General features: G+C 41.4%; 12 protein-coding genes. All 12 read left to right on the top strand.

What is annotated here, in order from left to right; all coding sequences use genetic code 11:
• Window positions 1-114: 114 nt before the first annotated feature.
• Entirely contained in the window at window positions 115-2,727 is a 2,613-nt protein-coding gene (locus tag ESY88_RS16070; RefSeq protein WP_147087605.1) for a glycoside hydrolase family 2 TIM barrel-domain containing protein, read from the top strand.
• Between the two features lie 302 nt (window positions 2,728-3,029).
• Complete coding sequence (locus ESY88_RS16065; RefSeq protein ID WP_147087604.1) at window positions 3,030-3,926, top strand: alpha/beta hydrolase; 897 nt, start codon at window positions 3,030-3,032, stop codon at window positions 3,924-3,926.
• Window positions 3,923-5,593 (top strand): sulfatase family protein, encoded by a 1,671-nt coding sequence (locus tag ESY88_RS16060; RefSeq protein ID WP_394343970.1) that lies wholly within the window; start codon window positions 3,923-3,925, stop codon window positions 5,591-5,593. Before ESY88_RS16065 ends, ESY88_RS16060 begins: the two co-directional genes overlap by 4 nt.
• A gap of 4 nt (window positions 5,594-5,597) precedes the next feature.
• Complete coding sequence (locus tag ESY88_RS16055) at window positions 5,598-7,466, top strand: family 43 glycosylhydrolase (protein ID WP_223270859.1); 1,869 nt, start codon at window positions 5,598-5,600, stop codon at window positions 7,464-7,466.
• A gap of 150 nt (window positions 7,467-7,616) precedes the next feature.
• Window positions 7,617-9,707 (top strand): glycoside hydrolase family 97 protein, encoded by a 2,091-nt coding sequence (locus ESY88_RS16050; RefSeq protein WP_147087603.1) that lies wholly within the window; start codon window positions 7,617-7,619, stop codon window positions 9,705-9,707.
• 176 nt (window positions 9,708-9,883) lie between these two features.
• Window positions 9,884-11,266 carry a sugar porter family MFS transporter gene (locus ESY88_RS16045; RefSeq protein WP_147087602.1) on the top strand — a complete coding sequence of 461 codons (1,383 nt, stop codon included), beginning with the start codon at window positions 9,884-9,886 and terminating at the stop codon, window positions 11,264-11,266.
• A 145-nt stretch (window positions 11,267-11,411) separates the two neighbouring features.
• The gene (locus ESY88_RS16040; RefSeq protein WP_223270858.1) at window positions 11,412-14,225 is read left to right on the top strand and encodes a two-component regulator propeller domain-containing protein; all 2,814 of its coding nucleotides are present in this window, start codon (window positions 11,412-11,414) and stop codon (window positions 14,223-14,225) included.
• 236 nt (window positions 14,226-14,461) lie between these two features.
• Window positions 14,462-17,176, top strand: coding sequence for a SusC/RagA family TonB-linked outer membrane protein (locus ESY88_RS16035; RefSeq protein WP_317128689.1), 2,715 nt, complete (start codon window positions 14,462-14,464; stop codon window positions 17,174-17,176).
• A gap of 27 nt (window positions 17,177-17,203) precedes the next feature.
• On the top strand, window positions 17,204-17,506 hold the full coding sequence (locus ESY88_RS21830) for a TonB-dependent receptor (protein ID WP_317128688.1): 303 nt from the start codon (window positions 17,204-17,206) through the stop codon (window positions 17,504-17,506).
• A gap of 11 nt (window positions 17,507-17,517) precedes the next feature.
• The gene (locus ESY88_RS16030; RefSeq protein ID WP_147087601.1) at window positions 17,518-18,978 is read left to right on the top strand and encodes a RagB/SusD family nutrient uptake outer membrane protein; all 1,461 of its coding nucleotides are present in this window, start codon (window positions 17,518-17,520) and stop codon (window positions 18,976-18,978) included.
• A 15-nt stretch (window positions 18,979-18,993) separates the two neighbouring features.
• Window positions 18,994-21,078, top strand: a complete 2,085-nt coding sequence (locus ESY88_RS16025) for a PKD domain-containing protein (RefSeq protein WP_147087600.1) — start codon at window positions 18,994-18,996, stop codon at window positions 21,076-21,078.
• Window positions 21,079-21,085: 7 nt separating this feature from the next.
• Window positions 21,086-22,798, top strand: a complete 1,713-nt coding sequence (locus ESY88_RS16020) for a glycoside hydrolase family 16 protein (protein ID WP_223270857.1) — start codon at window positions 21,086-21,088, stop codon at window positions 22,796-22,798.
• Window positions 22,799-22,800 lie beyond the last annotated feature (2 nt).

Here is a 22,800-nt window from a genome sequence, read left to right as displayed (position 1 = left end):
GACCTGTTAGTCTAGGGAGAACATTTAAAAAAGACGTTGCCATATTTTAAAAATCAAGGCTAACGGAAACAGTTCAACCACCAAATTGATAATTCAGTAAATCAAACCCTAACTATGAAAGCACAAATCACACCTATTAAAAAACTGAGTTATTTAGTACTTTGGTTTGTGCTTTTCTCTTTTTTTGGCCATGGTCAAAAAAAGAGCATCAATGCAGGATGGCAATTCAAACTGGATAAGGATGCTTCGGTTTGGGAAACCATAAACATTCCCCATACCTGGAACCTCAAAGATGCTTTTGACGATGAAGCAGGCTATTATAGAGGCATTGGACATTATAAAAAACAGGTCTTTTTTGCAGAATCAGATGCTGCAAAAGTTCATTATTTGCGATTTAAGGGGGTCAATCAAGATGCCAAAATTACGGTTAACGGAAATTTGGTAGGCACCCATCAGGGTGGATATACCGCCTTTACATTCAATATAAGCGCTTTCTTGAACTTTGGAGCGTACAATTTGATTGAAGTTATAGTAGATAATTCCCACAATGAGGATATTCCACCACTAGATGCCGATTTTACCTTTTTCGGTGGCATCTATAGAGATGTGGAACTCTTATCAAAACCTAAGCAACATCTAGCGCTTACCGATTTTTCTTCGGAAGGCTTCTACGTCAATTATCCTTCTGTTTCCGAAGAGAAGGCACAACTTGAAGTGACTGCAAGAATAGATAATTTTGAAGATGCTCAATCCACAAGTCAGTTGCGATTGGAAGTGTTGGATGCCAATGATTCCTTAGTGCTTTCTGAAAACGAAAATTTTAAATTTACAGCCATTGGTGCATTAGAAAAATCCATCAAATTCAGCGATCTTAAAAATCCGCGTTTATGGTCGCCAGAACGCCCTTATTTATATCAACTCAAGATCGTTTTATTAGATGACCAAGGTGTTGTTTTAGATAGAAAAACACAACAAATAGGTTTTCGTTGGGTAAGTGTAGACGCCTCCAAGGGTTTTTACCTCAATGGGAAGCCTTACAAACTCATAGGCGTCAACAGGCACCAAGATTATGATGCCTATGCTAATGCTGTGCCCATGGCACTTCAAAAACAAGACATCCAGCTTATAAAAGATATGGGTGCAAACGTGTTGAGATTCGCCCATTACCCGCAAGCACAGGAACTCTACAAATTATGTGACCAATTGGGCATACTGGTATGGACCGAAATCCCCATCGTCAACAAAATCACGAATACTAAGGCCTTTTTTGATACAGCCTTGAAAATGCAGGAAGAGCAAATCAAGCAGTATTATAATTATCCATCGGTAGTCATGATTGGTTACATGAACGAGATTTTTCTTAGAATGGATTTTGATAAAAAAACGCCTCAAGCAGAGAAAGATCAAATGAAGACGCATACTTATGATCTGGCAGAACAATTGGAAAAGTTGACCCGCGAAAAAGCGCCCCATCATATTACCGTGATGGCATTGCACTACAACGAACTTTATAATGAGACAAAGATTGCCGATTTGCCCATGCTCGTAGGTTGGAATCTTTATTTTGGATGGTATTATGAGACCATTGCAGATTTGGGTGTTTTTTTAGACGAGCAGCACCAACGCTTTCCCAATAGACCTATTATGATTTCTGAATATGGTCCAGGAGCAGATGTTAGAGTATCGGCTGCGCAACCAGAGCGCTATGATTACTCACAGCAATACCAACTAAAATTACATAGTAGTTACGTTGAGCAGGTGCAGGCTCGCGATTTTGTAGCCGGCATGACCGCTTGGAACTTTGCCGATTTTGCGTCTGAGTTTAGAGGGGAAACCATCCCACACATCAATCAAAAGGGTCTGGTAACAAACAATAGAGTCCCTAAGGAAATTTACTATTGGTACCAAGCGGTATTGCTTAAAAATACGCCAGTGGTGCATATTGCCAATTACCAAACCGATTTGACCCTATTTGATAATGCCCCTTACGAGATGACCTTATTTTCCAATCAAGCTTCGGCTAAGCTCTCTGTCAACAATGCATTTTTTAAAGAGGTAACTTTCAATGCGGGGATTGCAAGAGTGTTAGTGCCTTTTACAGATGGTTTAAATACGCTTAGTCTAGAAACGGCTTCTGTAATTGATGAGGCCACATTTCAAGTGCGACGCATTGAAAGCCTTAAAAATGAGGAACTTAAAAGTTTCGCCATAAATATAGGTGCATCTATAGATTTTAAGGATTTGGAAACAGGTGTCACGTATTTGGCAGACAGGCCCTATAAAGATGGGCTTTATGGTTACGATTCGCAATCGGGGAAATGTGAAAGAAAACTGCTGGCTAACAATATAAAAAATTCCAATTTGGAGGCGGTCTATCAACATGTATTAGTGGACTGCTCCAGGTATAAAGTAGCTATTCCCGACGGAAGTTATAAAGTGACCTTGTATTTTGTAGAGCCACAGCAAACCAATCAGGAACACGTTATTTTTAACCTAAACCGTCAAGCGGAAGCTTCCGAAGAAAAAGAACAACGCATATTTGACGTGCTATTGAATGGCACGGTCATGGTTTCCAGCCTTAATCTTGCAAAGGAATATCCCAATAAATATGGTGTGCAACACAGCTTTGAAATCGATATCCTCAACAATGAAGGACTTACGCTAACGCTGAAACCGCTTGAAGGCGCCCCAGTGATTAGTGGGATTTTGATAGAAACGCTAGAGTAGCTAAATGTTGAAAAATAGTGCTTACCTGCAAGCTTCTATAGAAAGCGGTTAGGTTTAATGACCAAGGCTCTAGTTTACAACGGGTATGATAACTGAGCACTATAATTTTCGGCATTATGTCGCTCTTTAGTCCCAATATCTATCGGGAGGGGCAAGAACATGATGCCGAAAATTCAATTAATTTTGCCATGACCCTGGAGGGAATCATTGAATTTTCTAGAATGGAGACAGCGCAAAATACCTGGATTTTAAATTAAATTAAAGAATCAACGCTTGATTAAGCTAGAGCCATAACCAATTAAATGAAACAATTGATACTTATCGTGCTGCTGATGTTCGCTTTTCAGTCTTTTTCTCAAGACCTGGAAACCTATACCTATGCCATTAAAGGTAAGGATACCTTAAAAATGGACGTCTATTCTCCAAAACGCATCAAGAAGAAAGACAGTCTGCCTGTGGTGTTGTGGATGCATGGTGGCGGATTTTCAGGCGGAAGCAGAGCCAATCCAGATGAAGTGAGATTGATGGAATACCTTACAGAAAACGGATTTATAGGCATCTCAATATCCTACCGATTGCTTCGGAAGGGAAAGCCTACCGGTTTCGGCTGTGAGTGTACCAAGGAAGAAAAACGATTCATCTTTGCGAATGCAGCCATTGACTATCTCGATGCAGCCAATTATGTGTTCAACAATGCAAAACAATTGAAAATCGATACTTCAAAAATCATTGCGGGTGGCAGTAGTGCAGGAGCAGAGGGCATGTTGAGTGCCGTGTTTATGAAAGATTACTTTATGGCAGATGCCGCAAGGTACCAACACCTAAAATTTGCAGGTGTGTGGTCTTTGGCTGGAGCCTTAATGGATGTCAATTACATTACTAAAACCAATGCCATACCAACGGTCATGTTTCATGGTACCGCTGATAATTTGGTACCTTTTGGGATTGCCCCTCATCACTTTTGTAAGATGCAGCAACCCGGATATATGATACTCTACGGGTCTAAGCCAATTACTGAAAAATTGGATGAATTAGGAACTTCCTACTACCTTCATAAGGTTATTGGTGGCGGGCATGAGCTGTCCTCAATCCCTTTTGACCAATTGGATACCCTTTTGGAATTCATCAATAAAACCATGCTTAATTCTGAAGTGATCCAGACTGAAAAAATAATCACGAAATCAATACTACAGAAATGATGAAAAATCTGCTTAGCATTTTATGGATTGCGATTGTATGTTACTCTTGTAACGAAGCCAAAACCCCAGATGTTGCGGAAGCACCCAAAAAACGCCCAAACATCATTTTCATCATGGCCGATGATCACGCCACACAAGCCATTAGTGCTTATGGCCATCCTATCAGTGATTTAGCGCCAACGCCCAACATTGACCGGATTGCCAATGAAGGCGCTATTTTCAAAAATAATTTCAATACCAATTCCATTTGCGGGCCTAGTCGCGCCGTCATCCTTACAGGAAAACACAGTCATATCAACGGGTTTAGAATGAATGGTGAGCGTTTTGATGGGAGCCAACAAACCTTTCCGAAGCTCTTGCAGAACGCAGGCTATAGCACAGCGGTCATTGGGAAATGGCATTTACATGGCTATCCGGAAGGTTTTGACTATTGGAACATCTTATTGGACCAAGGCAATTATTACAACCCCGATTTTATAAGTTTAAAGGATGGTCAAGCTGTCGCCGATACCACCAGAGTCCCTGGCTATGCCACCGATTTGATTACCGAGGATGCCATCAACTTTTTGGATAAGGCCAAGGATGCCAATAAGCCCTTCATGCTCATGCTGCAGCACAAAGCGCCACATCGCAACTGGATGCCAGCTTTACGGCATTTGCATACATATGATGCTGTGGAATTTCCTGTACCCGACACTTATTTTACAGACCATGAAGGTTCAACCGCTTCCAAAGAGCAGTCCATGACCATTTACACCGATATGTACGAAGGCCATGATTTGAAGATGACCAAGAAAAAGGGAAGTCCAGAATTGGCGCATAACCCTTGGAAAACCAATTTCGACCGAATGACCCAAGCCCAACGTGCCGAATGGGACAAGGCCTACCAACCTAAAAACGATGCCTTTCACGAGATGAATTTGAAAGGCAAGGATTTGGCATTATGGAAATTGCAACGCTATCTACAGGATTATATGGCTACAATCGCATCGGTAGATGAAGGCGTGGGGACTATTTTGGATTATTTGGAAGCCAACGGGTTGGCAGAAAACACCATCGTGGTTTACACCACCGACCAAGGTTTTTATCTGGGCGAAAAGGGCTGGTTTGATAAACGTTTTATGTATGAAGAGTCACTCGCCATGCCCATGTTGATGAAGTATCCAAATCTCATTACACCGGGAACTGAAATCACCGCGCTCACTCAAAATTTGGATTTCGCGGAAACCTTTTTGGATATGGCAGGTGTGCCAATTCCTGAAGATATGCAAGGTAAATCGATGCTGCCCTTATTTACAAAAGACATGGAAGATGCCGATTTTAGAGATGCCATTTATTACCATTATTACGATTTCCCAGCCTTTCACATGGTCAAGAAAATGTATGGCGTGCGCACCAAGCGTTATAAATTGATTCATGTCTATGACGACATTGATGAATGGGAATTGTACGATTTGGAGAAAGACCCAAGTGAAGTCCATAATTTAATTAATGATGACGATTACAATGACATCGCAGAAAAACTCCATAAGCGTTTGGATGCATTGCAAAAACAATACAAGGTAACCGACAAGGAATTCGAAAAGGTCAGCCCAGAAGCCATCAAGCGCAATTATATGAACTTTGAAAAATTACGCGGAAAAGCCTTAAAATCTTATAAACATTAAAAATATGAACACATTTCAATTTACGTACCAAAAGTTCCTTTTAGTCGCTTTCGTTTTGCTCAGTTTTCAGAGTTGTAAAGAGGAGGATGACAAGGCAAAGACGCTGGCAACAAAAACGCCTTCCGAAGAAAAAAATCAAACAAAACAGTTCAAGACTTATTGTAATCCCATTGATATCGATTATTCCTATATGTCACACTATCGGGCAAGAAATAATGTGTCTTACCGTTCGGGCGCCGATCCTGCGGTGGTCAATTTCAAGGGCCGTTACTACATGTTCGTGACCCGCTCCCACGGCTATTGGGCAAGTGATGATATGAGCAATTGGACATTTATCAAACCACAAAGCTGGTTTTTTAATGGTAGTAATGCACCGGCTGCGGCGGTTAGGGATGGCAAGATCATTCTTTTGGGAGACCCTTCGGGGCGCGGCGCAGTGATAGAGACCAATAATCCCGAGTTGGGCGATTGGAAAACCAATTATGCCGTGATCAATGTGCCAGGAGGCGTGCAAGACCCTAATCTCTTTGTGGATGATGACAACAAAGTCTATCTCTATGAAGAATCTTCCAACAAATGGCCCATTCATGCCATAGAGTTGGATGCCGATAATTATTTCATCCCCATGGGAGAGCAAGTAGTTTTGTTCAATTTAGATCCCGAAAAACACGGATGGGAACGTTTTGGCCAAGATCATAAGTCAGATCTAAAACCCTTTATTGAAGGCCCTTGGATGGTGAAACACGGCGATACCTATTATTTAGAGTATGGTGCACCGGGTACCCAATGGAACGTTTATGCCGATGGCGTTTATACAGGAAAGAGTCCGTTTGGACCTTTTGAATATGCACCTTATAACCCGATTTCCTATAAACCCGGTGGCTTTTTAAAGGGCGCTGGTCATGGCAGTACGGTTCAGGATAATAGTGGTAATTATTGGCATTATTCCACGATGGCAATTTCGGTAAACTATAAGTTTGAGCGGCGCTTAGGCATGTATCCTGCGGGTTTTGAGGACGATGGGCAAATGTATGTCAATACGGCTTATGGCGATTATCCGCACTATTTGCCCGGTACAGAAGTTGAACGTCACAAAGAGCGTTTTACAGGCTGGATGCTATTGTCTTATAATAAACCCGTGACCACCAATTCGGGCTTGGTTGAAAAAGACGTCAATGTGGTAGATGAAAGTGAGGGCGGTTACATGCAAGCGCAAATCAAGGATTTCAATATCAATAAGATCAATGATGAGGAAATCCGTTCCTATTGGGTTTCCGAGGCAAATAGCGATTCGATTTATGTGGAAATGGATTTGCTGAAAGTTATGGATGTGAAAGCGATTCAGATTAATTTTCAGGATTTCAATTCCGAAGTCTTTGGGCGACCAGACGGCATCAAGCAACAATTTGTGATTGAAGGTTCGATGGACGGAACAACTTGGGAAACCATACTTGATTATTCTAAAAATGAGCGCGATATGCCACATGCCTATTTGGAGTTGGAAACACCGGCGGAAGCACGATACATCAGATACAATCATGTGTATGGGTACAACAAATATCTCGCGATTTCAGAACTGCGGGTCTTTGGTAACGGCAAGGAGGCCAAACCAGCGCCACCGGCAAACTTCAAAGTTGCCCGTCAAAAGGACCGAAGAAATACCGACCTCACTTGGGATAAAGTGGAAGACGCCACGGGTTACGTGATTTATTGGGGCATTGCCAAAGATAAGCTCAACCTGTCGGCCTTGATGTATGATGCACCAAATTATGAATTACGGGCATTGAACACAGACCAAGCCTATTATTACCAAGTGGAAACCTTTAATGAGAATGGGATTTCAGCTAAAAGCGAAATTCTTTACACCGAATAACATGTAAGTACGAAGCATCTAGACCGTCCCGATACCGGGACTATTAGAACATAGAACCAAGACGAATAAGTAACTGAATCAAGTTCTAAATGGAACTGTAAAAATGACACAAATTGTGTTTTATAGAACCTGAATTTTAATCGTGCCAAAATGAAATATATAATAAAATTTTTCCTTCCCATCTTAATACTAATCCTTCTGAACGCCTGTGCTTCCGAAGGAAAAAAGTTTACTTCGGAAGTAACTTCGCCAGATAAAAACATCAAGGTGTCTTTCCATCTTTCTGCTGAAAATCAACCCTTTTATGTGGTCAATTACAAGACTGAAAAAGTCATCGATTCCTCCAAAATGGGTTTTGAGCTGAAGGATGCCGCGCCTTTAAGTGGCGATTTTAGGATTGTGGCGACAGACACCGCTTCCGTAAACGAGACCTGGCAACCGGTTTGGGGCGAGGATGCGGAAGTCAAAAATGAGTATAATGAGCTGAAGCTTCAGCTGGAAGAAACTTCAGCATTAAAACGAAAAATCAATATCATCTTTAAGGTTTATGACGACGGGATTGGTTTCCGCTATGAATTTCCGAAGCAAGAAAATTTAAACGAGGTCGTGATTACCGACGAAAATACCGAATTCAACCTCACTGGAAACCACAAAGTATGGTGGATTCCCGGCGATTGGGATATTTATGAATATTTGTACCAGACCACGAAATTTTCAGAAATTGATGCACTTAAACTGTATGAGCCCGGGACTCACTTAGGGCAAACCTATATGCCAGAAAACGCAGTGAACACGCCAGTTACGATGAAGACTGAAGCAGGCTTGTACCTCAGTTTCCACGAAGCCGATCTTACCGATTACGCAGGGATGACCTTGGCGGTAGATACCACTAATCATAAGATGAAAAGTGAACTGGTGGGCAATGCCGAAAACATAAAAGTCAAGCGCCAAACGCCTTTTGAAACCCCATGGCGAACCATTCAAATTGCTGAAAAACCGGGACAGCTTATCGAATCAAAACTGATTGTTAATCTCAATGATCCTAATGTTGTTGAAGACATGAGTTTTTTCAAACCTACAAAATACACGGGCATTTGGTGGGATATGCATATTGGTACTGGCAATTGGGATTATGCAGGCGCCAATCATGCCGCAAACACCACATACGCCAAAGAGCTGATTGATTTTTCAGCAAAACACAACATTAACGCCATGTTGGTGGAAGGTTGGAACATCGGCTGGGAGCAATGGTGGGACAAAAAAGCCAAACAAGTCGATTTTGATTTTGTAACGCCCTATCCCGATTACGATTTACAAGAAGTAGTGCGCTACGGAAAATCAAAAGGTGTGGCATTGATCATGCACCATGAAACTTCCGCAGACGTCACAGGATACGAGGCCCAAATAGATACCGCTTTTGCCCTGATGAAAGACCTGAAAATCCATGCAGTAAAAACAGGCTATGTGGGCAGCGTCATCCCAGAAGGCGAATACCATCATGGCCAATTTATGGTCAACCACTACCAAAAGGTTTTGGAAAAAGGCATCGAAAACCAAGTGGCCATCAATGCGCATGAACCCATTAAAGCAACAGGGAAACGACGTACTTATCCTGTGGCGATTTCACGTGAGGGCGTTCGCGGCCAAGAGTACAACGCTTGGTCTGATGATGGTGGGAATCCGCCAGAACATTTAACCATCGTGCCTTTTACCAGAATGTTGGGTGGTCCTGTAGATTATACGCCTGGTATCTTCAATACAAGCTTGAAACCCTATAAAGAAAACAATCAAATCAATACCACTTTGGCGCATCAACTCGCGTTGTATGTCGTGGTCTATAGTCCTGTGCAAATGGTACCCGACCTTATAAAAAATTACGAAGGTCATCCCGCTTTTCAATTTATTGAAGATGTGGGTATTGATTGGCAACAATCGAAAGTCTTGGATGCCGAAATTGGCGACTTCATCGTCATGGCGAGACAAGAAAAGCAAACTGGACATTGGTTCTTGGGCGCCATTACCGATGAACAGGCAAGAACGGTAACTATCAATTTCGATTTTTTAGAGGCCGGTAAAAACTATACTGCAACCATTTATAAAGACGCGGCAGACGCCCATTACAAGACCAATCCAGAAGCTTACGAGATTTCTTCGGAAGACATTAGCAATAATAGCAAGCTAGAATTAATGCTGGCAGCTGGCGGTGGCGTTGCCATTGCGATCAAGGAATCCAATAAATAGATCAAGCCCTAGAACATAAAGTTTGCCATGAAACGGAAAATAGGTCATTTTTTAATAGATTTGGCTAAGTTTAGTTAGATTTGAGAAAGATTGATTAATTCACAATTTGCACTAAATAACACATTTAATTTTTTAACCATAGCCAATACCTGATTGCTAACTTTAACTAAATACACATGAATAAACGGACTTTTTTGCTTTTGATCACTTCAGTCTCCGCGCTGGGTGGTCTCTTATTTGGATATGATACAGGCGTGATCAATGGCGCCCAATTTTATTTGAGTAAATACTTTGAACTTGACGCTGCCATGAAAGGTTGGGTGGTGAGCAGTGCATTGGTGGGCTGTTTTGTTGGCGCCATAGTGGCGGGGCCTTTAAGCATTAAGATAGGGCGGAAGTATTCCTTGATCTTGTCGGCGATTTTATTCTCCATTTCAGCTTGGGGCTCGGGATTGCCCTCCATGCTTCCAGAGTCTGTTGATCTTTTAGTGATGTTTAGAATCATTGGTGGTCTCGGGATTGGGATCGCATCCATGAATGCACCCATGTACATAGCCGAAATTGCACCACCAAGAAAGCGTGGTAATTTGGTGTCTTATTACCAATTGGCCATCGTGGTTGGTTTCTTTATCGTATTCTTGGCCACTTACACTATTGGTAGTAACCTCACGGAAGAACAAAACCTCGCGATTGGTTGGAGGCGCATGTTCTGGTCTGAATTGATCCCAGCAGGTTTATTCTTGATCCTCTTGTTCTTTGTGCCTCAAAGTCCGCGTTGGCTTGCCATGAAAGGCAAAAAAAAGGAATCCTTACGCATTCTAACCAAGATTTTGGGAGCGGAAGAAGCACAGCGTGAAAGTGTGGAAATAGAAAAATCCTTGCAAAAGAAAAACACAGGCGTAAAGATCAATTATTTTTCAAAAGGCATCTTAACGATTATTGTGATCGGCACCACTTTATCTGTACTTCAGCAATTTACGGGAATCAATGCGGTACTCTATTATGGCGCCGATATTTTTGAACAGTCCTTGGGCTTTGGTAAAGAAGACGTCTTGCTGCAACAGATATTGCTGGCTTTCGTCAATTTGATATTTACGTTTATCGCGATGGCCACCGTGGATAGAATAGGAAGAAAACCATTGATTTATATTGGATCTGCGGGCATGTTACTCGGGTTCTTGATATTAGGTGTTACCATACAGCAGCAATCTTTGGGCATCCTGTCTTTGATTGGCGTGTTGCTATTTGTGGCGTCTTTCGCAATGTCTATGGGACCTGTAGTTTGGGTGCTATTGTCTGAGATGTTTCCTAATAACATTAGAAGTGTCGCCATGTCTGTCGCAGTGGCAGCCCAATGGGCGGCAAATTTTGTAGTCTCGCAGTCCTTTCCCATTGTTACAGAAAGTGAGGTCAACAACAATGCTTTTTGGAACGGCTCCCTACCTTATTTCATCTTTATAGGCTTCATCATTTTTATCGTGGTGTTTACCTATAAGTTCATCCCAGAAACCAAAGGGCGTTCTCTGGAGGAACTCGAAGATATATGGGATGTGAAATAGTGGGTTCGTAATTTCTATGACAGAAGCTGATGTGTTTGCGCTTTTTAAGGCTTACACATCGGCTTTTTTTGATTTCGGCTTCGTTTAGGCAGCTACAAATCGCCTTAAATTTGTATTATTGTAAGGTTAATGACTACAGAAGACATTGAAAAGTAAAACATACATCCTTACTCTATTTTTAATTTTCATAGGATTAGCATCTGTGACGGGACAGGAATTGCCACCAATTGAAAGTTTTTCTACGGAAGATTACCGCGCTGAAAACCAGAATTGGGCCATTTCCCAAACTGCGAACAAATTCATCTATGTTGCCAATAATAAGGGACTTCTTGAATTTACAGGTGCCGATTGGAAATTATACCCCTCACCAAACCAAACCATTTTAAGATCGGTTCATGCGGTTGGCAATCGCATTTATACGGGCTGTTACATGGAGTTTGGCTATTGGCAACCAAGTGCTGATGGACACTTGCGCTACACCTCACTATCTGAAAATTTAGCCTTGGGTATGGTGGAAGATGAGCAGATCTGGAACATTGTCTCTTTAGACAATTACGTTGTCTTTCAATCCTTAAACCGCATTTATAGTTATAATTTGGATTCCCAGACTTTTTCCAAGATTGAAGCAGAGACGACGCTTACTAAAATGATTAAGGCCGATCGCACGCTCTACTTTCAGAAATACAACCAAGGTCTTTTTAAAATTGAAAGCGGCGTGGAAAAACTGGTTTCTAATGATGCGATCTTGAAATCCAATATCATTGTCAATATATTCAGCCGTTCTGGCAAGCTCATTATCCAAACCAAAACGAAAGGCTTTTTCGTGCTTGAAGATGGCCAACTGAGTAAATGGGACATTCCGGCAAATGATTACATTTCAGGATTAACCGTTTACAGCAGTATTTGTTTAAACGATGGCAGTTTGGCAATTGGTACAATTTCCAACGGCATCGTCCACTTAAGCGCGAGTGGTGAATTTGATTACCGTTTAAATCAAGATCAGGGTTTGTTGAACAACACGGTACTTTCTCTTTTTGAAGATAGCGATGAAAATTTATGGTTGGGACTTGATAATGGGATCAATTGCATTAATAGTGCTTCGCCATATCGCATATATAAGGACAAGAACGGACGATTGGGCTCTATTTACACTTCTAGGATTTATAAGGATATCTTATATCTGGGAACTAACCAAGGGCTGTTTTTCAAACCCTTTGATTCCGATCAGCCTTTCGAGCTTATTGAGGCCACCAAAGGGCAAGTGTGGTGTTTGACGGTCATTGATGACCGTTTGTTTTGTGGTCATGATTCTGGCACCTTTGAAGTAGAAGGTACATCAGTGAGACAAATTACTTTTTCTGAAGGGACTTGGGATTTAAAACCAATACCCAATCATGATGATCTCATACTGCAAGGCAATTATAACGGTTTGAATGTATTGGAGCGTAAAAATGGCAAGTGGTCTTTTAGGAATAAGTTGACTGGTTTTGACATGTCTTCCAAATATGTAGAGATTTTGGATGCCGATCATATTTTTGTAAGCCATGAATATAAGGGTGTATTTAGGTTAGAGGTTGATGGAACTTACCATAAAGTTGAGAATTTTAAAAATATGGAATCCGTTTCCAAAGGCCTGCATTCCAGTCTAAGTACTTACGAAAATGATATTTTTTATGCCAGCAACCGTGGTGTTTTCAAATATAAGCTTGAGGAAAATGTTTTTCTGAAAGACTCTATTTTGAGCGAATCCTTAAATACGGAAACCTACAAATCTGGTAAAATGGTAACCGATGGCACAGGTAAACTGTGGTTTTTTTCTGAAAACAATATTTTCTATGTGACCCCCGGTCATTTGAGTGAAACGCCTAAGGTCACTAAAATAGCCTTGCCGAGTACGATACGAAACAGCATTAGTGGTTACGAAAGCATCATGCATACGCAGGGTCAAAACTATCTTTTTGGAACCTCCTCGGGCTATATCATGATTGATTTAGATAAAGTGAAGGAACAGGTCTATAACATTAAAATCAATTCTGTTCATAATTACACTACCGATACCGATGCCAATAAGAATTTGGTAGCAATTAATGAAACCAATGAGTTCACTATTAAGTCCAACAATTTTGCCTTCGCTTACAGCATACCAGAATTTGACAAATACTTAGAGTCAGAATACCAATACAGGCTCAATGGCGATTATGATCAATGGAGCAATTGGTCTAAGTCGTATTCAGAGTTGTTCAAAAACCTAGCCTTTGGTGACTATACCTTTGAAGTGCGCGGCAGAGTGGGGAATACGCCAACTGAAAATACCGCTACGTATAGTTTTAGCATCGCCAAACCTTGGTATATATCCAATCTCCTCATTTTTATCTATATCTTGGCTGTGCTTCTGTTTTCAATCCTTATGCATAATGTTTATAAGCGCTATTATAAAAAGCAAAAATCAAAGTTGATTTTTGCCAATAAACGGGATTTGGAATTAAAGGAACTGGAGACAGAGCAGCAACTCATGCAATTGAAAAATGAGAAACTGCAGCAAGATATAGAAAACAAAAATCGTGAGCTTGCTATTTCTACAATGAGCTTGATTAAGAAAAACGAATTTTTGAATAGCATTAAAGAGGAGCTGAAGTCTTCAGAAACGGGAAAAGGATTGAAGTCTGTCGTCAAGATTATTGACAAGAACATCAACAACACCGATGATTGGAAATTCTTTCAAGAAGCCTTCAACAATGCCGATAAAGACTTCTTAAAGAAGGTGAAGTCGATACATCCTAAACTTACACCCAACGATTTAAAATTATGCGCCTATTTGAGGTTAAACTTGACCTCAAAAGAAATTGCGCCGTTGTTGAATATTTCTTCACGAAGTGTTGAGGTAAAACGCTATCGATTGCGCAAAAAAATGGATTTACCTCATGAAGCCAGCCTCACTAATTATATCTTAGAGATTTAGCGACCATACAACACCTGTTATTACCTATACAAAACCCATACAAAATGTTTTTTTTAACTACTATAACGTTGTAATGTTAATATTTTATAACGCTTGTTTTTTAGTAATAGCGGACATAAGTTAATGAATTCCTAAAATTACACCCCTTTTATTGTTATGTATGTTTTTTGTAGTGGCGTTATTTAAGGATATAGCAATGTCTTGTTGTAATATTGAGATATACTTAATCAATTACTATGATAACGAAATTCTTCACGATCTTATTTTTCTTAGGTGCTAGCCTGGCTTGGGGTCAGGACCTAACCATAACAGGTGTGGTTACCGATCAAAATTCGGGTCAACCTGTTCCCGGTGTAAACGTACTGGTAAAAAACACAAGCATTGGCGCGTCTACCGATTTTGACGGTATCTACGAGCTTAAAAATGTGCCCAAGGGGTCCACATTGGTTTTCTCCTATATAGGATATAAAAACCAAGAGGTTTTGGTTGAAAACGCAAATCCCATCAACGTGGCCTTAGTGGAAGACACAGAGTCACTCGACGAGGTTGTGGTGATTGGGTATGGTACCCAGAAAAAAAGAGACCTTACAGGCGCAGTGTCTATAGTGAGTTCAAAAACCTTAGACGAGCTTAAACCAATAAAGGTGGAGCAGGCCTTACAAGGAACGGTTGCTGGGGTAAACGTTACCACTCAATCTGGTTCTCCTGGAGCTGGGTTGGATATTAGAATTAGAGGTGTTGGCACCAACGGAGCGGCAGGACCAGCTGTGATTATAGATGGCTATGTTGGTGATTTGAGTTTATTAAATCCCAATGACATTGAGACCATTACGGTTTTAAAAGATGCCCAAGCAGCAATCTATGGTGTAATTGGTGCTAATGGTATCGTATTGATCACAACAAAGAGCGGTAAGAATAATTCTAAGGCAAAAGTTACCTATAATACTTATACAGGATTTCAAGAGACGACTAGAAAATTGGCATTATTAAATGCGACCGAATACGCACTGTTGCTCAATGAGAGTTATGCTGCAGGAGGTGAGGCTATTCCTTTCCCAAATGCATCTGGCCTGGGTGCTGGTACGAATTGGCAAGATGAGGTCTTTAATAGTAATGTGCCTATTATTAGTCACGATTTCACGGTCTCTGGAGGTTCTGAAAAAATCACTTACGCCATTAGTGGCTCTCATCTCTACCAACAAGGGATTCTTGCCCCAAAGAAATCAGATTTTAAAAGAGATACCGCAAGACTTTCATTAGGCGTGGATATCTCAGAAAGCTTGAGGGTCAATACCAATGTCATCTACACCTATATCGATAGAGACGCGGTAAATGATTTTGGTTTGGGATCTGTATTGTTCAATGCGCTCAATACACCTTCAACCTTGACGCCTAGAAATGCCGATGGGTCTTTTACTCTAGTGCCAAGCTCTCCAGGTTTAGGTATTGAAATCATAAACCCCTTAGAGCAAATAGAAAATACGTTTAATGATTATGATCTTAAAAAACTCAATGGTAACGTAAGTTTAGAGTACGATGTTCTAAAAAATGTTCAACTCATTGGTCGCCTTGGATTCAATACCAGCAATAGCGAAGGCAAAACCTTCGCCAAACAAGTGGATTATGGTGGTAAGGTATTTGATGTGCCGCGAAGCAGCGTTTCCCAAAATGCTATTAACGACAATGATTATTCCTTGGATATTTTTGGAACTTATAGCAATTTATTCAATGACACCCACAACGTCAGTATTACTGTAGGAACGACGGTATTTAGACAATTTGGTAACGGTTTATTCGCCACGGGTTTTGACGTACCAAATAATGATTGGGCATTTGCCGATATTGCTTTGGCAAATGGCACCAGTGAAGCGAGGGATGTGAGTTCCTATGCTTATGACGAAAGGCGTTTATCCTTTTTTGCGCGTGCACAATACGACTATAAAGGTAAATATTTGATTTCTGCAATGCTGAGACGGGATTTGTCGACCAGATTCGGTCCAAATAATAGAGTAGGTTATTTTCCATCAGTTACCGCAGGTTGGGTGACTTCGGATGAAGGCTTTTTTGAAGATGTGGAAGCGATTAACTTTATGAAATTTAGAGCGAGTTATGGCGTACTTGGAAATGACCAAATTGGCAATAATGGTTACGTGAGCCTGTTGAACGGTGAGGCTGCCTATGTTTTTGACAATGCATTGGTTATCGGGCAGGCCATAGGGGTTTTACCTAATCCTGATCTGCAATGGGAAGAAGCTAAAAAATTCAATGTCGGTTTAGACATGCGATTTTTAAAAAACAAAATAGATATTACTGCCGATTACTTCATTAATACCAGGGATAATTTATTGATTGGTAACATACCTGTTTCTGGCATTACTGGCGTAGCTGCACCAGGAGCCGGTTCCCCTACTGTAAATGCAGGTAAAGTTGAAAACAAGGGTTTTGAATTCTCGATTAGCTATAAGGAAAATATTTCTGAAGATTTTAACTTCGGAATCAATTATAACTTAACCACGCTAAAAAACACGGTGTTGGAAGTCAATAATAGTACAGGTTTTCTTGAAGGTGGCGCATTTGGCGTTGGCCAATTGCCACCATCAAGAATGCAGGCAGGAGAACCGTTGGGCTATTTTTATGGATATCAGACCAATGGCCTCTTTCAAAATCAAGCTGAGGTTGATGCCCATCCATCGCAAGTCGCATTGGGGGCAACTGCTTCTCCTGGTGATATCCGTTATGTTGATATTAACAACGATGGTGTTTTAGATGCCAATGACAGAACCAATATTGGCGACCCAATTCCAGAGATCACCATGGGGCTTAATTTAAGCTTCAATTTTAAAGGTTTTGATTTTGTAGCTTATACGTTTGCATCCATTGGTAACGATATGATTAGAAACTATGAGCGCACCTTAACTGATGTCAATAGATTGAACTATGTACTAGACTGATGGACAGGGCCTGGAACAAGCAATACCGTGCCCAGAGTAACTAACGCAGCGACTTCTAACAATGTTTTGTCCGATTTTTTTGTTGAAGATGCGTCATACATTAGAATCCAAAACGTACAGTTGGGTTACACCTTACCGGTACAATGGTCTGGTAAAATTGGTATTTCCAAAGTAAGGATTTATACAGGCGTCAACAATCTTTATACGTTTACCAAATATAAAGGATTTGATCCTGGCGCTTCTTCTGGCGCACCAATTGGCGGTGGTATAGATGATGGATTCTATCCAATTCCAAGAATGTATTTAGTAGGCCTAAATCTTAATTTTTAATGATACAAAAGATGAAAAATAAACTTACATACTCCTTTATAGTTGTGTTCACAATATTCGGACTTTCAGGATGTACGGATGACTTTGTGGAACGCACTCCAGTATATTCCATCGATTCCGAAAACTATTTCAACTCAGAAAGTGATTATTACAATGCACTCATTGGTGCTTATGACTTGTTGCAATCCACCTATCTCAACACGATTTTAGGTGAGATCGCGTCAGACAATACCCTCGCTGGTGGAGAAAGTGCGACCGATGTCATTGGTTGGCAGCAAGTGGATGATATGATCCACACTCCGGTAAATTCCGAAATCAAGAGAATTTGGGATTTCATGTATGCTGGTGTCAATCGTGCCAATTATATTTTGGAATTTCAAGATAAAACCGACTTTGAAGGCAAAGCAATCATTATTGCTGAAGCTCGATTTTTAAGAGCTTACTACTATTTTGAATTGGTAAAATGGTTTGGCCCAGTGCCGCTAAAGGAAACACGATTCACATTGGGTGATGAAACTTCAATTCCAAGAAGTCCGGTTGAAGACGTGTACGCCTTGATAGAAGCCGATTTAACCTTTGCGTCAAATACCCTATCCTATACAGCTCCCCAAATTGGCAGAGCAACCAAAGGCTCGGCGCAGGCACTTTTAGGAAAAGCGTTCTTATACCAAGACAAATTTACCGAAGCAGCCAATGTTTTTGAAACGCTTATTAACAATGGGCCCTATGATTTGGTAAGTGACTACAATACCCTATTTGAAAGTCAAGGTGAGAATGGTATTGAATCGGTTTTTGAAGTGCAATATACAGATGTTGAAGGTGCAAGTTTTTTATGTCTTCAATGTAGCGAGGGTAATGTTGCTGTTGGTTTTAGTGGTGTTCGTAATTATTCAGGTCCAATCTTTACCTCTGGTTTCAGTTTTAATGTTCCAACACAGGAAGTAGTTGATGCATTTGAAGCAGGCGACATTAGAAAGGACGTGGCCATCTTGGATATCGAAGCCTGGGCAGCCGAAACAGGGGCTACCTTTGGAACAGGATATGAACATACGGGTTATTTCAACAGAAAATACCTGCCTAGAAAAAGAAGTGCCGATGCTGCTGGGGATTTAAATCTAACCAATCCCAATAATTATAGAGCCATTCGTTTTGCCGACGTCCTATTGATGGCTGCGGAAGCTTACGCACGAGGAGGCCTAAATGAAGATAAAGCGAGACTTTATTTAAATAGAGTACGCACAAGAGCGAATCTTTCAGATGTTACCGCTTCTGGCAATGCCTTGATTGATGCCATCTATGCAGAACGACGCACAGAATTGGTTGGTGAAGGCCACCGCTTCTTCGATTTGGTAAGAACCAATCGCGGTTCAGAAATCGATGGTTTTTCAGCAAATAGACATGAATTATTCCCGATTCCCTTTGAGGAAATCCAATTTTCAAACGGGAATTGGCAACAAAATCAAGGATATTAAAAAAAAATGAAAACTATGAAAATTTTTAAATACACTTTAGGTCTTTGTCTGGTCATGACCGCATTTTTTGGCTGTGAGAAAGACGATGACAATACCGATTTTGTAAACGGGATCAATGCACCCTCAAATGTTTCAGCTTTGGTAACCGTGACGCAAGACAACTCGGGCCTGGTAAAAATCACACCCTTGGCGGAAGGCGTAACAACCTTTACCATTGATTATGGCGATAATTCTGAGGCCGCTTCCAATATACAACCAGGCGCTTTTGTAGAGCATACCTATGCCGAAGGAACCTATCAAGCCAGCATTCAAGCTTTTGGACTCAACGGAAGGTCTACCTCTGTAACCCAAGAAATTATGGTGTCTTTCAATGCACCCGAAAACTTAGTGGTCACAATTACCAACGACGCTGCGGTATCCAGAAAAGTAAATGTGACTGCAGTTGCTGATTTCGCCTTGAGCTATGAGGTGGATTTCGGTCAAGCCGGAAGTGAGCCCGTCATGATCAATGATGGCGATACCGCAAGTTTTATTTACGACGAAGCTGGAACCTACACCATTACGGTCACTGCCTTTAGTGCAGCGATTGAAACGGTACAGTATACAGAGGACTTTTTGGTAACAGAGATTTTACAACCATTAACAGGAGCACCAACGCCACCATCACGACAGGATTCAGATGTGATTTCCATGTTTAGCAATGCCTACGAGCAGGACGTGAACGTGAGTTCTTGGCGTTCCGATTGGAGCACGAGTACCTTGACCGATTTACAGATTGCAGGCAACGATACCAAATTTTATGCAGATGCTGATTTTGTGGGTGTCGAATTTTACGGAGATGCCGCAGTGGATGCCTCTCAAATGGATAGTTTCCACATGGACTTTTGGAGCGTAAATGCCACCACCTTCCGTGTAAAATTAGTTGATTTAGGTGGGGAAGCTACGGAAGCTGAAATTGTTTTTACCGATCTTCCGCAGAATGAATGGGTGTCTATAGAAATTCCGATGAGTGATTTTACCGACGCTGGAATGACCTCTATCAATTCCATTCAACAAATGATATTTTCAGGTTTGCCAACGGGTACTTTCGATTTCTTTATCGATAATGTATATTTCTATCGTGCCGCAACTGCCGCAGGAGAAGGTTTGGAAGGCACTTGGAAAATGGCACCTGAAGCTGGAGCTCTGGGTGTTGGCCCTTCTATTGGCGATGTCAGTTTTTTTAGTTGCGACGCGGTTTGTGTCGATTCAAGAGCTTGTTATTATGATGACAATTATATCTTCGGTGCCGATGGTACTTTCACTAACGATCTTGGAGCTGAAAGCTGGATAGAAGGTTGGCAAGGTGGTGGTGATAGTTGTGGAACTCCTGTGGCGCCTCACGATGGCTCCAATCCTGCGAGCTATACTTATGACGAAGCTGCTGGTACCGTAACGGTTAATGGAGTTGGAGCATATATTGGTTTAGCGAAAGCAAATAATCAAGGGGAGTTGCCTAATGTGGCGGTACCAAGTTCGATTACTTACAATGTCTCTTTTATCGATGCCAATACGATTAACGTTAATGTTGATATTGGCGGTGGCGTTTATTGGCAGTATAGATTGATTCGCGAGGGTGCAACCAATCCGCTTGCCGGTACGTGGCAAATGGCACCAGAAGCCGGAGCTTTAGGCATCGGTCCGGCGATTGGCGATGTCAGTTTTTTTAGTTGCGACGCGGTTTGTGTCGATTCAAGAGCTTGTTATTATGATGACAATTATATCTTCGGTGCCGATGGTACTTTCACCAACGATCTTGGGGCTGAAAGTTGGATAGAAGCTTGGCAAGGTGGTGGTGATAGTTGTGGCACTCCTGTAGCACCTCATGATGGCTCCAATCCTGCGACTTATACCTATAACGGCTCCGCAGGAACAATTACCCTTAATGGAACTGGTGCCTATATTGGGCTGGCTAAAGCCAATAACCAAGGAGAATTGCCAAATGTGGCAGTACCAAGTTCCATTACTTATAATGTGAGTTTTGTGGATGCCAACACCATAAATTTAAATGTTGATATTGGGGGTGGCGTCTATTGGCAATATAAGCTGGTTAGAATTTAAAAAAAATATGAAAAAGATTAATAGAACTATTATGGGAAATTTTAGAAATTACGTAGGCATCCTCGCAGTATTATTGCTTTGCGCTGGCTGCCAAGACGATGATAGCACATTTGGTGCAATTGTGGCGCCATCCAATATTGTCATTACCACGGAAATTGTAGGCGTTGATGCCGACAATCCCAACGGTGATGGCAGCGGACAAGTAATATTTAAAGCCACCGCCGATCAAGCGCTTGGCTATAGTTTTGCATATGGGGACGGTACAGATGGCGTTGTGCCTTCAGGAGAAACGGTTCATCGCTATAGTGTTGTAGGTTTGAATACCTACACCGTTGTAGTGAACGCGTTGGGTGCTGGCGGCTTGTCTTCATCGGCAACCCTGGACGTAGAGGTCTTTAGTTCCTTTGATGATCTTGAGGCTAAGCAACTATTGAGTGGTGGTGAAGTAAGCAGTAAAACATGGTATCCTAAACTGGATGAAAATGGTCATTTAGGTGTGGGGCCAACTTTAGCTCAGGATATTGGAGATGATGGAACCCTAAATGGACATTGGTTTCCGCAATACGATTCTACAGACGCTTTCGGAAAATGTGCTGCTGCAGACAGTGACTGCTTCTGTGATTTATCTTTGACCTTTGAATTAGATGCTACAGGTAATCTTACTTTTAATCAGAATAATAATGGATCTACATTTTTCAACTGGGCACATGGAGCTGTGGTTGGACAGCAATTAGACGAATTTGCAGATGCATGCTTTGAATTTGATACCATGGCAGAAAGTGCGGTAACACTTGTGCCTTCATCAACAGATTGGTCCCAAGTTGCTGATCCTGAATTTCCTGTTCCAAGAGGAACTGTCATGAATTTTACTAATGATGGTTTTATGGGCTACTATACAGGGGTATCATCTTATGAAATTTTGCAAATTGATAGCAACTATCTCTATGTAAGGTTTTTTGACAATGTCAATCCTGATCTGGCTTGGTATCAAATGTTTACCACCACACCAGCAACTTCAGATTTCACATCTACCTTCAACGATCTGGTATGGAGCGATGAATTTGACACAGACGGTGCGCCAGATCCAGCCAATTGGACCTATGATATAGGGACAGGTAGTAACGGCTGGGGGAATGGTGAAGCACAGGTTTATACCAACGATGCTGAAAATGTGACTATAGAAAACGGTATTTTAAGAATAATTGCCAAGGCAAATGGTGATGGATATACTTCAGCAAGATTGAAAACTCAAAACTTATATGAGTTCACTTATGGTCGTGTAGAGATTCGTGCAAAGTTACCTGCCGCTCAAGGGACTTGGCCAGCATTGTGGAGCCTCGGCGCAGATATTGAAGTCAATCCATGGCCAGGATGCGGTGAGATCGATATTATAGAGCAAACAGGTCAGGATAAGAACACCGTTTTGGCGACCATACACCATCCCGCAGTATCGCCTGGTGCCGGCGATACGGGAACTAAAGCTTTGCCTACAGCAACTACAACCTTCCATAACTATTCCTTGGATTGGACGGCAGAAACCATAACATTCCTTATTGACGACGAAGTCTTCCGTAGCATACCAAATACGCCAGATCTTCCGTTTAAGAGCGATTTCTTTTTGATCATGAACGTAGCCATGGGTGGATCGCTTGGTGGTGTGATTGATCCTGCTTTTACTGAAGATCAAATGGAAGTGGATTATGTAAGGGTTTACCAATAAGA

The organism is Subsaximicrobium wynnwilliamsii (assembly GCF_007997225.1).
GTDB lineage: Bacteria > Bacteroidota > Bacteroidia > Flavobacteriales > Flavobacteriaceae > Psychroserpens > Psychroserpens wynnwilliamsii.
The sequence above is the reverse complement of the archived record's forward strand: the minus strand, read 5'-3'. Positions and strand labels throughout refer to the sequence as shown.

What these genes read in the sequence shown, in the direction of transcription:
- ESY88_RS16070 (WP_147087605.1), top strand. Translation starts at nt 115, where the DNA reads ATGAAAGCACAAATCACACCTATTAAAAAACTGAGTTATTTAGTACTT.
- ESY88_RS16065 (WP_147087604.1), top strand. Translation starts at nt 3,030, where the DNA reads ATGAAACAATTGATACTTATCGTGCTGCTGATGTTCGCTTTTCAGTCT.
- ESY88_RS16060 (WP_394343970.1), top strand. Translation starts at nt 3,923, where the DNA reads ATGATGAAAAATCTGCTTAGCATTTTATGGATTGCGATTGTATGTTAC.
- ESY88_RS16055 (WP_223270859.1), top strand. Translation starts at nt 5,598, where the DNA reads ATGAACACATTTCAATTTACGTACCAAAAGTTCCTTTTAGTCGCTTTC.
- ESY88_RS16050 (WP_147087603.1), top strand. Translation starts at nt 7,617, where the DNA reads ATGAAATATATAATAAAATTTTTCCTTCCCATCTTAATACTAATCCTT.
- ESY88_RS16045 (WP_147087602.1), top strand. Translation starts at nt 9,884, where the DNA reads ATGAATAAACGGACTTTTTTGCTTTTGATCACTTCAGTCTCCGCGCTG.
- ESY88_RS16035 (WP_317128689.1), top strand. Translation starts at nt 14,462, where the DNA reads ATGATAACGAAATTCTTCACGATCTTATTTTTCTTAGGTGCTAGCCTG.
- ESY88_RS16030 (WP_147087601.1), top strand. Translation starts at nt 17,518, where the DNA reads ATGAAAAATAAACTTACATACTCCTTTATAGTTGTGTTCACAATATTC.
- ESY88_RS16025 (WP_147087600.1), top strand. Translation starts at nt 18,994, where the DNA reads ATGAAAATTTTTAAATACACTTTAGGTCTTTGTCTGGTCATGACCGCA.
- ESY88_RS16020 (WP_223270857.1), top strand. Translation starts at nt 21,086, where the DNA reads ATGAAAAAGATTAATAGAACTATTATGGGAAATTTTAGAAATTACGTA.